This window comes from Pseudomonas sp. PF05 (genome assembly GCF_056521845.1).
In genome coordinates, this window is the sequence record NZ_JBWLPW010000013.1 from 50,995 (window position 1) to 61,981 (window position 10,987).

At 61.6% G+C, this 10,987-nt stretch carries 8 protein-coding genes; 6 read left to right on the forward strand and 2 right to left on the reverse strand.

Annotated features, from left to right (window positions below; all coding sequences use genetic code 11):
• The first annotated feature begins 110 nt into the window (after positions 1 to 110).
• Together AC09SL_RS20795 and AC09SL_RS20800 are read left to right on the forward strand one after the other, a co-directional pair.
• A complete protein-coding gene (locus AC09SL_RS20795; protein ID WP_058543658.1) occupies positions 111 to 1,979 on the forward strand; it encodes a c-type cytochrome in 1,869 nt (622 codons plus the stop codon).
• 27 nt (positions 1,980 to 2,006) lie between these two features.
• Entirely contained in the window at positions 2,007 to 3,251 is a 1,245-nt protein-coding gene (locus tag AC09SL_RS20800; protein WP_058543659.1) for a metallophosphoesterase, read from the forward strand.
• Positions 3,252 to 3,353: 102 nt separating this feature from the next.
• Here AC09SL_RS20800 and gbcA read toward each other — a convergent pair whose 3' ends face one another.
• Positions 3,354 to 4,649, reverse strand: coding sequence for a glycine-betaine demethylase subunit GbcA (gbcA, locus tag AC09SL_RS20805; protein WP_064106876.1), 1,296 nt, complete (start codon positions 4,647 to 4,649; stop codon positions 3,354 to 3,356).
• Positions 4,650 to 4,932: 283 nt separating this feature from the next.
• Here gbcA and gbcB point away from each other — a divergent pair, with 283 nt between their 5' ends.
• A complete protein-coding gene (gbcB, locus tag AC09SL_RS20810; RefSeq protein ID WP_058543379.1) occupies positions 4,933 to 6,033 on the forward strand; it encodes a glycine-betaine demethylase subunit GbcB in 1,101 nt (366 codons plus the stop codon).
• A 171-nt stretch (positions 6,034 to 6,204) separates the two neighbouring features.
• Here gbcB and AC09SL_RS20815 read toward each other — a convergent pair whose 3' ends face one another.
• Positions 6,205 to 7,245: a threonine aldolase family protein gene (locus tag AC09SL_RS20815; RefSeq protein WP_058543380.1), complete on the reverse strand. Its 1,041-nt coding sequence runs from the start codon at positions 7,243 to 7,245 to the stop codon at positions 6,205 to 6,207.
• Between the two features lie 197 nt (positions 7,246 to 7,442).
• On the opposite strand from AC09SL_RS20815, the gene AC09SL_RS20820 reads away from it, so the two are divergent.
• The 3 genes from AC09SL_RS20820 to AC09SL_RS20830 all read left to right on the forward strand — a co-directional run bounded on the left by AC09SL_RS20820 (position 7,443) and on the right by AC09SL_RS20830 (position 10,974).
• Positions 7,443 to 8,147, forward strand: coding sequence for a TraX family protein (locus tag AC09SL_RS20820; RefSeq protein WP_081264434.1), 705 nt, complete (start codon positions 7,443 to 7,445; stop codon positions 8,145 to 8,147).
• A gap of 301 nt (positions 8,148 to 8,448) precedes the next feature.
• A complete protein-coding gene (gene glyA / locus AC09SL_RS20825; RefSeq protein WP_003206308.1) occupies positions 8,449 to 9,702 on the forward strand; it encodes a serine hydroxymethyltransferase in 1,254 nt (417 codons plus the stop codon).
• A 21-nt stretch (positions 9,703 to 9,723) separates the two neighbouring features.
• Positions 9,724 to 10,974, forward strand: coding sequence for a sarcosine oxidase subunit beta (locus tag AC09SL_RS20830; protein ID WP_008057117.1), 1,251 nt, complete (start codon positions 9,724 to 9,726; stop codon positions 10,972 to 10,974).
• The last annotated feature ends 13 nt before the right edge of the window (positions 10,975 to 10,987 follow it).

The window sequence follows — 10,987 nt, forward strand, 5'->3', positions numbered from 1 at the left end:
TTGGAAAGATCGCAGCCTCGCTTCGCTCGACAGCTCCTACAGGAGCCCAGCGGGAGCAAGCTCTGGCCGCAAAGGCTGTGTGGTGAGTCAAGAATAAGGAAAAGGATGCCATGAACACTTACATCCGCTGGTTCCAACGCATCATCTGGGTCGGGATTGTCATGAACATGGTCTTCGCGATACCGGCGCTGTTCGCGCCGGCGTTGCTGACGTCCATGCTCGGCCTGCCGCCCGTGTTGTCCGATCCCTGGCTGGAAAATACCGGCATGTTGCTGGTGGGGATCAGCCTGTTCTACATGCCCTCGGGGTTTAACGCGCCGCGTTTCGTCGTGCACTCATGGTTGTGCGTGCTGTCGCGGCTGGTGGCGGTGGTGTTCTGGATCTACCTGATCAACACCAACAACCAGGGCCAGCTGTTCGTGCCGATGTTGATGGGCGACCTGAGCATGTTCCTGATCCTGGGCGTGCTGTTGTACCTGGGCTGCCCAGTGGCCAATCGTCCGCTGGCCTTGCTCTGCGCCGGTTGGCGGGAGTGGCGCGCCGGCTGGGCGCTGCGTTGGCAGCGCCACGGTTTCAAGGTCGGCACGTTGGTGGTGGTATTGCTGCTGGGTTTCATCGGTTACCAGACCTGGTACCAGATGATCCGCGAAGTGCCGCAACCGGACTTCGCCTCCGATGAAGACCATTACAAATACGCCGCCATCGGCCTGGGCATCGAGGCGCGGATTCCCTACTACCTGTTCGCCGTGCTGCCGCAAATGTGCCCGGAAAAACTGCCCAAACCGGGCGGCTATGAGGTGTTCGGGTTCCTCTATGAAAACGGCAACGACCTGCCCATCGGCATGGCCAAGCGGCAACTCGGCTACCCCACCGTGGAGCCCAACTGCGCCCTGTGCCACACCGGTTCCTATCGGGCCAACACCAGTGACGTAGCGGTTCCGGTCGCCACTGCACCGGCCAATACCCTGCAACTGCAAGCCTTCCAGTGGTTCGCCTACGATTGTGCCAGCGACCCGAAATTCACCCCCGATGCGGTGATGGCGGCGATCAACAGCAAGTTCCAGCTGGGCTTTTTCGAAAAGCTGTACAACCGTTACCTGATCATCCCGATGGCCAAGACCGCGCTGCTCAAGCAGAAGCAAGCGTACGCCTGGCAGAAACTGCGTCCGGACCAGGGGCCAGGGCGGACCGACACTTTCAACCCGACCAAAATGGTGGTGTTCGGCTTCCCGGATGACTCCACCATCGGCACCGTGGACCTGCCGCAGGTCTGGAACCAGAAACCCCGCGAGTCCATGTACCTGCATTGGGACGGCAATAACAACCAGATCCACGAACGCAACTACGCAGCGGCCATGGCCGTGGGCGCGACGCCGGAATCGGTGCTGCCACCGAGTTTCAATCGCGTGACCAACTGGCTGCTGGGCCACAAGGCACCGGCCTGGCCGTTCGCCCTGGACCAGGCGAAAGTCGCCCAAGGCAAACCGATCTGGGAGAAAAACTGCGCCGGTTGCCATGATTTTGGCCGCAGCGACACCGGCCAGGTCACCACCAACATCGACCAGTTGGGCACCGACCCTCATCGCCTGAATTCCTTCACCACCGGCCTGGTGACGGCGTTCCACGGCTTCAAGAAGCCGCCGTTCGACTTTGGCGCCTACCGCAAGACCCAGAGCTACAGCAACACGCCCACCGACGGCATCTGGCTGCGCGCGCCATACCTGCACAACGGTTCGGTGCCGACCCTGTGGGATTTGCTGCAAGCACCGGAACAGCGGCCGCAGGTGTTCTACACCGGCTCCGACATCTACGACCAGGAGAAGGTCGGCTTCATTACCAGCGGCGCGCAGATGAAGGCGTCGGCGGATTTCAAATATGACACCCGCCTGGAAGGCAACCACAACGGCGGTCACCTGTATGGCACGCAGCTGTCGGATGTCGACAAACGGGCCCTGATCGAATTCATGAAGACCCTGTAGCCCAGGGCATTGCGAAGGAGCGTTCACATGTCATTACTGCATCATTGGGAACATGAGTTCGACAAGGTCAAGGTCCGCCTGCACGGGTTGGTCACGCGGCTGGAGATGTCCTGGAAAAAACTGGTCAACGACTTGGAGCCCGAGGAATTCCAGGCCATCGTCAAATTATTGCAGCGAGGCCACGACCAGGCGCGGCATGTCATCGAACATGGCGAACTGCCGGACGACGAACCTGCCGTACCCTGGGAGTTGTCCCACGGCTTGTCGATCCTCAAGATCGGCAACGCCACGCCCTTGCCGCAAAGCGAGGACGAGTTGCCGACCCGGGTGCTCAAGGACGGCACCTTGCTCGGCTGCCGCAAATGGGAACTGCTGGACCTGTTGTGGAGCGAGGCGCTGCTCAAGTGGATCGAAAACCTGCGCCACCATGCGCCGTTCGCCACCAACCCGGCGCTGGTGAAAATGGACAACGACGTGGTGCTGGCCATTGCTGGCGACTGGGGCACCGGGCCGTTCGACAGTCACGCCCCGGCCGTGGCGGTGGCCAACCAGATGCAGCTGGCCCTGGCCGATTTCACCATCCATCTGGGTGACGTGTATTACGCCGGCACCCATTCCCAGGAAGACGTCGACATGGTCGGCTGGCCCCAGGGCAAGCATGGCGCGTTCACCCTCAATTCCAACCACGAGATGTACAGCGGCGCCCACGGCTATTTCAAGGAACTGTCCAAGCGTTTCCCGGTGCAGCAAGGCACCAGTTACTTTGCCTTGTACAACGACGACTGGCTGGTGGTGGGCCTGGACAGCGCCTACGCCTCGGACGCCATGAACCTGTACATGGACGGCACCCTCAACACCCAGCAGATCGAGTGGATGAAGACCCTGCCCAAGCGCAAGAAACTCATGGTGCTCAGTCATCACCAGGGCTTCGACATTTCCGGGCACAACAAGACCGCGCTCTACCAACCGGTGTGCGATGCCTTGGGGCGAGAACCGGACTACTGGTATTGGGGGCATCTGCACAACGGCATCTGCTACGCGCCGCAAGGCGGATTGCATGCGCGCTGCGCCGGGCACGGGGCGATCCCCTACGGCACCACCAGCGAATTGAATGGGCATGCCCGGGTGCTGTGGTCGGAGACCCAGTTGGCAGGGGACGAGGCGTATCCGCAACGGGTGTTGAACGGGTATGTGAAGGTGCGGCTGAAGGGGGAGGAGATTGTCGAGACGTTTTATGGGGAGGATGGCAGTGTGCGGTGGTCTTCCAAGTAGCCGGTGAATCTTAGACCGCTATCGCGAGCAAGCTCGCTCCCACAGGGGTTTTGTGTCGTTCACAAAACCTGTGGGAGCGAGCTTGCTCGCGATGCTTCTGACTTAGCCCTGGACCGGAACGCCCTTGAGGTACGGTGCCGGTTCGGCCCCCAGGTTGTTGAGCATGCGCTCGCTGTACCAATCCACGAAGTTCACCACGCCGAACTCATAGGTCTTGGAGTACGGGCCTGGCTGGTAGGCGGTGGAGTTGATGCCGCGCTGGTTTTCTTCGGCCAGGCGACGGTCCTGGTCGTTGGTGGCGTCCCAGACCTGGCGCATGCGCGCCACGTCATAGTCCACGCCTTCGACTGCATCCTTATGCACCAGCCACTTGGTGGTGACCATGGTTTCCTGGGCGCTGATCGGCCACACGGTGAACACGATGATGTGGTCGCCCATGCAGTGGTTCCACGAGTGCGGCAGGTGCAGGATGCGCATCGAGCCCAGGTCCGGGTTCTTGATGCGGCCCATCAGCTTGGCGCAGCCTTGCTTGCCGTCCATGGTCATCGACACGGTGCCCTTGAGCAGCGGCATGCGCACGATGCGGTTGCGCAGGCCGAAACTGGCGTGGGCGTAAGGGATCTTCTCGGCGTCCCAGGCAGCGGCGGAGGCAGCCACGTGGTCCTTGAACGCCTGGTCGGCGCGTGGGTCGGTGACGTCGTCCCATTCCAGCAGGGTCTTGAGCAGTTCCGGGTGCGCGCCGCCGCAGTGGTAGCACTCACGGTTGTTTTCCAGTACCAGTTTCCAGTTGGCTTTCTCCATCAAGGTGGTTTGCACCGCCACCTTGGTGTTTTCCATGTCGTAGGGTTCCATGTAATGGGTCAGGGTCGACAGGAAGTCATCGATGGCCGGCGGGTTCTCCGCCAGGCTGATGAAGATGTAGCCACCAGCGGTCTTCACGTTTACTGGCTTCAAGCCGTACTGGTTCATGTCGAAATCGGCGCCCATTTCGGTGCCGGCGAACAATAGACGACCGTCCAGCTCATAGGTCCACTGGTGGTAATGGCAGACCAGCTTGGCGACCTTGCCCTTTTCGCTGGTGCACAGCCGCGAGCCACGGTGACGGCAGACGTTGTGGAACGCATGCACCACGCCATCGGCGCCGCGAATCACGATGATCGGGTTCTTGCCAACCTGCAGGGTCAGGTAGTTGCCCTTGGTCGGAATTTCGCAGGTCATGCCGGCGATCAACCATTCCTTCTGGAAGATTTCCTGCATGTCGATATCAAACAGGCGCTCATCGGAGTAGAACGGCTGCGGCAGCGAGAAAGTGCGCTCGCGTTCCTGCAGCATTTGCGCGGTGGCCTTGCGTGCGGGTTCCAGCGGATCGCCCAGGCTCAGGGTTGCGGTGACGTCCATCGTTTTATCCTCATGGCCCTCTACGTGGCCGGCGAAAGTGGCTGATCATATGTGCTACGCAAGGCAGAAAATATTATTTGTCTGTTGGGGGCGAGTGTGGGGCCGCGCAGGGGGCGAACCTTATCCATGGGCGACATGGCCCAATCTGTTCCCGACGCGCAAGGTCCGGCCGTTGGGGGCTGGTCGCGGTAAGCATGTGAATGTCGCAGATAGGTAAATGGGCGGTTCGCGCTATACGCAGAATCGCCTCATAAGAGGCCGACAGTCGGCCGTGGAGATCAGCATGTCCAACAGCTTCCTGAACCCGGTAACCACCCAGACCTGGGCCAATGGTCGTCACATTGTCCGTTGCGTCAAAGTCATCCAGGAAACCTGGGATGTGCGCACCTTTTGTTTCATGGCTGATCAGCCGATCCTGTTCTTTTTCAAGCCGGGGCAGTTCGTGACCCTGGAGCTGGAAATCGAAGGTCAGCCGATCATGCGGTCCTACACCATCTCCAGCTCGCCGTCGGTGCCCTACAGTTTTTCGGTAACCATCAAGCGCGTACCGGGGGGCAAGGTGTCCAACTGGCTGCACGACACCCTGCATGAAGGCCAGGAACTGGCGGTACACGGGCCGGTTGGCCTGTTCAATGCCATCGACTTCTCGAACCCGAAGGTGCTTTACCTCAGCGGCGGCGTCGGCATCACGCCGGTGATGTCCATGGCGCGCTGGTACTACGACACTAATGCCAACGTCGACATGGTGTTTATCCACAGCGCCCGCTCGCCCAAGGACATCATCTATCACCGCGAGCTTGAGCACATGGCGTCGCGGATCGATAACTTCAACCTGCACCTGATCTGCGAAAGACACGGGCTGGGCGAGCCCTGGGCCGGGTATCGCGGCTATTTGAACCACAAGATGCTGGAGTTGATGGCGCCGGACTTCCTGGAGCGCGAAGTGTTTTGCTGTGGCCCGACGCCATACATGAACGCGGTCAAGCGCCTGCTGGAAGCCGCTGGCTTCGACATGACGCGTTACCACGAGGAATCCTTCGGCGCCACGCCACCGGAAGCCCGCGCCGACGCGGTGGAACAGGCCGAACAGGCTGCCGACGCCCCGGAAGTCGATATGGCGGACCTGCATCTGGTGGAGTTCACCGCCTCCGGCAAGAGTATTCGCGTGGGTCCGGGAGAGACCGTCCACGCCGCCGCCGCCAAGCTTGGCATGATGATCCCCAAGGCTTGCGGCATGGGCATTTGCGGCACCTGCAAGGTGCTGAAGCTGGGCGGGGAAGTGGAGATGGACCACAACGGCGGGATCACCGAGGACGACGAGGCCGAGGGCTACATCCTGTCGTGCTGCAGCGTGCCGAAGGGGGATGTGCGGATCGAGTTCTGATGCTGCAGTGAGCCCCCTGTGGCGAGGGCGCTTGCTCCCGCTCGGCTCTGTAGGAGCTGTCGAGCGAAGCGAGGCTGCGATCTTTTGATCTTTCGCTTGAGATTTAATCTGGCTTGGAAAGATCGCAGCCTCGCTCCGCTCGACAGCTCCTACAAGATATCGGTCGTTGCTTCAGGCGCTCATCACTTCCCGAATATCCGCCGCCAATTCCCGCACCCGCACTTCTTCGGTATCCCACGAACACATGAACCGTGCGCCGCCTTTGCCAATGAAGGTGTAGAAACGCCAGCCCTTGGCGGTCAGCGCGGCGATGGCCGGCTCCGAGAGTTGCAGGAACACGCCGTTGGCCTGGACCGGGAACATCAATTCCACGCCGGGAATGTCGCTGACCAGCTCTGCCAGCAATTGGGCGCAGTGGTTGGCGTGGCGGGCGTGCTTGAGCCAGGCCTGGTTTTGCAGCAAGCCGACCCAGGGCGCGGAGAGAAAACGCATCTTCGAGGCCAGTTGCCCGGCCTGTTTGCAGCGATAGTCGAAGTCTTCGGCCAGGTCATGGTTGAAGAACAGGATCGCCTCACCCACCGCCATGCCGTTTTTCGTGCCGCCGAAGCACAGCACGTCCACGCCGGCCTTCCAGGTCAGGTCGGCCGGGGAGCAGCCGAGGAAGGCGCAAGCGTTGGAAAACCGCGCGCCGTCCATGTGCAGGTTCAGCCCCAGTTCCTTGCAGGTGACGCTGATGGCGCGGATTTCTTCCGGGGTGTAGACGCTGCCGACTTCCGTGGCCTGGGTCAGGGTCACGACCCGGGGCTTGGGGTAGTGGATGTCCTGGCGCTTGAGGGCGATCTCACGGATCGACTCGGGGGTCAGTTTGCCGTTTTCGGTGCGCGCCACCAGCAGCTTGGAACCATTGGAAAAGAATTCCGGGGCGCCGCATTCGTCGGTTTCGACGTGGGCGGTTTCCGAGCAGATCACGCTGTGGTAACTCTGGCACAGTGAGGACAACGCCAAAGAGTTGGCCGCCGTGCCGTTGAACGCGAAGAACACTTCGCAGTCGGTTTCGAACAAGGCCCGGAAATCGTCCGCCGCGCGGTGGGTCCACTCGTCGTCGCCGTAGGCGCGTTGGTGACCCTGGTTGGCTTCTTCCATGGCCGCCCAGGCTTCGGGGCAAATGCCGGAATAATTGTCGCTGGCAAACTGTTGACTCTTGTCGGTCATGGCCTTGCTCCTTGAATAGAGAGTCCTGGGTAAAGAGATCCCTGGTGGAATGCCCGGGTGGGGCGTTCCTTGGTTTTCGGCGTGTTTGGGTCCACAGCGCCGTGGTCGATACTCGTGCGCACTTTACCCAAGATTAGCGGGGGAACACACCGGATGTTTCTGTCGGAAAGTATCAAAGTCATCGAGCCGTTTTGCACATGAACCGGCGCGACGGTGCGCTGGACCTGCTCAAGTGGCTGGCTCTTTTGTCGATGGTCCTCGATCATCTTCGATATGTTGGTTTTTCCGTCGATTGGCTCTATGTGCCAGGACGGTTGGCGTTCCCCTGGTTCTGTCTGGCGATGGCGGCGAACCTGGCGCGAAACGGCGCCAGTGCAGCCCCCTGGCGCTACCTGGGTTGGTTGCTGTTGTTCAGTGCCGTGAGCGAAATAGCCTATCGACTGTTCTTTCCTGCCCCGGCCACTTTGAATGTCATGCCGACCCTGGTCCTGGGCTTGCTGGTGGCGCGCGGCTGGCAGGCATCGTCCCTGGAGGCGCGCAGCCTGGCCGCGGGGGCGCTGCTTATGGCGGCGCTGTTTTCGTCGCGGCTGATGTTCGGGTTCTTCGGCGTGCTGCTGCCGCTGGCGATGCTGCTGGTGTTTCGTCGGCCCTGGTATTTCGCGTGGTTGCCGGGGTTGGTGTGCGTGGCGGCCAACCAATGGCGGGTGTTGTATGGCGCGGCATGGCTGGGGGATGCGGTGGCGATCGGCGGGTTGGTGGCTTGCCTGATCGCGCCATGGCTTGGGCTGATGCTTTTGCGACAGGCTGGTCGTTTTCATCCACCGGCGATGCGGCGTTGGGCCTATGGCCTTTATCCCGCGCATTTCCTGGTCTTGCTCGTGGTTCGCCAGATCGTCGCCTAATCCTATGGGAGCAGCATTTTGGGAGCAAAGCCAGTGGGAGCAAGGCTTGCCCGCGATGAAAGCGCCGCGCTCTCCCATGGACCGAGGCGCCTGGATCGCGAGCAAGCTTTGCTCCCACAGTGCTATCGCGCAGGCCTTGCTCTGCGACTCTTTGATCCCATGTCGTAAACGCACCTTTGCGTGGCGTCCATAGGCATTTGACCTGCCTGCGCCAGCCATACCATCGCATCCAAAGGGCACGACCGAACGGTCCGTGCCTCACCGAGACGAAAGGCGCACCGCCGCCGCTGGGAGAGACGCGATGTTCAGCAAGCAAGACCAAATCCAAGGCTACGATGATGCACTGCTGGCGGCGATGAATGCCGAAGAGCAACGCCAGGAAGATCACATCGAGCTGATCGCGTCAGAGAACTACACCAGCAAACGCGTAATGGAGGCCCAGGGCAGCGGCCTGACCAACAAGTACGCCGAAGGCTATCCGGGCAAGCGCTACTACGGTGGCTGCGAGCACGTCGACAAAGTCGAAGCCCTGGCCATCGAACGCGCCAAGCAGTTGTTCGGTGCCGATTACGCCAACGTCCAGCCGCACTCCGGCTCTTCAGCCAACAGCGCCGTGTACCTGGCCCTGCTGCAGGCTGGCGACACCATCCTGGGCATGAGCCTGGCCCACGGCGGTCACCTGACCCACGGTGCCAAGGTGTCGTCCTCGGGCAAGCTCTACAACGCGGTGCAATACGGCATCGACACCACCACCGGCCTGATCGACTACGACGAAGTCGAGCGCCTGGCGGTCGAGCACAAGCCGAAGATGATCGTGGCCGGTTTCTCGGCTTACTCCAAGACCCTGGATTTCCCACGTTTCCGCCAGATCGCCGACAAGGTCGGTGCCCTGTTGTTCGTCGACATGGCCCACGTGGCGGGCCTGGTCGCTGCCGGTCTGTACCCGAATCCACTGCCGTACGCCGACGTGGTCACCACCACCACCCACAAGACCCTGCGCGGTCCACGTGGCGGCCTGATCCTGGCCAAGGCCAACGAAGAGATCGAGAAGAAGCTCAACGCTGCCGTATTCCCGGGCGCCCAGGGCGGCCCGCTGATGCACGTGATCGCCGGCAAGGCAGTGTGCTTCAAGGAAGCGGCGGAGCCAGGCTTCAAGGCTTACCAGCAGCAAGTGATCGACAACGCCCAGGCCATGGCTGGCGTGTTCATCAAGCGCGGCTACGATGTAGTGTCCGGTGGAACCGATAACCACCTGTTCCTGGTCAGCCTGATCCGTCAGGGCCTGACCGGCAAGGACGCCGATGCTGCCCTGGGCCGTGCCCACATCACCGTCAACAAGAACGCCGTGCCGAACGACCCGCAATCGCCGTTCGTGACCTCGGGCCTGCGCATCGGCACCCCGGCGGTGACCACGCGCGGTTTCAAGGTGACCCAGTGCGTCACGCTGGCCGGCTGGATCTGCGACATTCTCGACAACCTCGGCGATGCCGATGTCGAGGCCAATGTCGCGCAGCAAGTGGCGGCCCTGTGCGCGGACTTCCCGGTTTATCGCTGAGTCGGTTTTGGAGTAATGACTATGCAACGCTATTCGGGCTTCGGCCTCTTCAAGCACTCTCTCAGCCATCACGAAAACTGGCAGCGGATGTGGCGCACGCCGACCCCGAAAAAGGTCTATGACGTGGTCATCGTCGGCGGTGGCGGGCATGGCCTGGCGACCGCCTACTACCTGGCCAAGGAGCACGGCATCACCAACGTGGCCGTGGTCGAGAAGGGCTGGTTGGGCGGCGGCAACACCGCGCGCAACACCACCATCGTGCGCTCCAACTACCTGTGGGACGAATCGGCCCACCTGTACGAACACGCGATGAAATTGTGGGAAGGCCTGTCCCAGGACCTGAACTACAACGTGATGTTCTCCCAGCGTGGCGTCTACAACCTGTGCCACACCCTGCAGGACATCCGTGATTCCGAGCGTCGTGTCAGCGCCAACCGCCTCAACGGCGTGGACGGCGAGCTGCTCGACGCCAAGCAAGTGGCCGACGAGATCCCGTACCTGGATTGCTCGAAGAACACCCGCTACCCGGTGATGGGTGCCACCGTCCAGCGTCGCGGCGGCGTGGCCCGTCACGATGCCGTGGCCTGGGGCTTTGCCCGGGCGGCGGACGCGTTGGGCGTGGACCTGATCCAGCAGACCGAAGTGATCGGTTTCCGCAAGGAAAACGGCGTATGCATCGGCGTGGAAACCAACAAGGGCTTCATCGGCGCCAAGCGTGTCGGCGTGGTGACGGCCGGTAACTCCGGGCACATGGCCAAGCTCGCGGGCTTCCGCCTGCCGATCGAATCCCACCCGCTGCAAGCGCTGGTGTCGGAGCCGATCAAGCCAATCATCGACAGCGTGATCATGTCCAACGCCGTGCACGGTTACATCAGCCAGTCCGACAAGGGCGACCTGGTGATCGGCGCCGGTATCGACGGCTACAACGGCTACGGCCAGCGCGGCTCGTACCCGGTGATCGAACACACGGTCCAGGCCATCGTCGAGATGTTCCCGGTGCTCTCCCGCGTACGCATGAACCGCCAGTGGGGCGGCATCGTCGACACCACGCCGGACGCCTGCCCGATCATCTCCAAGACCCCGGTGCCGAACATGTTCTTCAACTGCGGTTGGGGCACCGGTGGCTTCAAGGCAACACCTGGCTCGGGCAACGTATTTGCCGCGAGCCTGGCCAAGGGTGAAATGCACCCATTGGCTGCACCTTTCTCCATCGACCGTTTCCATAACGGTGCGTTGATCGATGAACACGGCGCTGCTGCGGTTGCCCACTAACAGGAGAAATCCC

Excerpts from the sequence above, each read along its gene's own strand:
- AC09SL_RS20795 (WP_058543658.1), top strand. The coding sequence starts at position 111 with ATGAACACTTACATCCGCTGGTTCCAACGCATCATCTGGGTCGGGATT.
- AC09SL_RS20800 (WP_058543659.1), top strand. The coding sequence starts at position 2,007 with ATGTCATTACTGCATCATTGGGAACATGAGTTCGACAAGGTCAAGGTC.
- gbcA (WP_064106876.1), bottom strand. The coding sequence starts at position 4,649 with ATGGACGTCACCGCAACCCTGAGCCTGGGCGATCCGCTGGAACCCGCA.
- gbcB (WP_058543379.1), top strand. The coding sequence starts at position 4,933 with ATGTCCAACAGCTTCCTGAACCCGGTAACCACCCAGACCTGGGCCAAT.
- AC09SL_RS20815 (WP_058543380.1), bottom strand. The coding sequence starts at position 7,245 with ATGACCGACAAGAGTCAACAGTTTGCCAGCGACAATTATTCCGGCATT.
- AC09SL_RS20820 (WP_081264434.1), top strand. The coding sequence starts at position 7,443 with ATGAACCGGCGCGACGGTGCGCTGGACCTGCTCAAGTGGCTGGCTCTT.
- glyA (WP_003206308.1), top strand. The coding sequence starts at position 8,449 with ATGTTCAGCAAGCAAGACCAAATCCAAGGCTACGATGATGCACTGCTG.
- AC09SL_RS20830 (WP_008057117.1), top strand. The coding sequence starts at position 9,724 with ATGCAACGCTATTCGGGCTTCGGCCTCTTCAAGCACTCTCTCAGCCAT.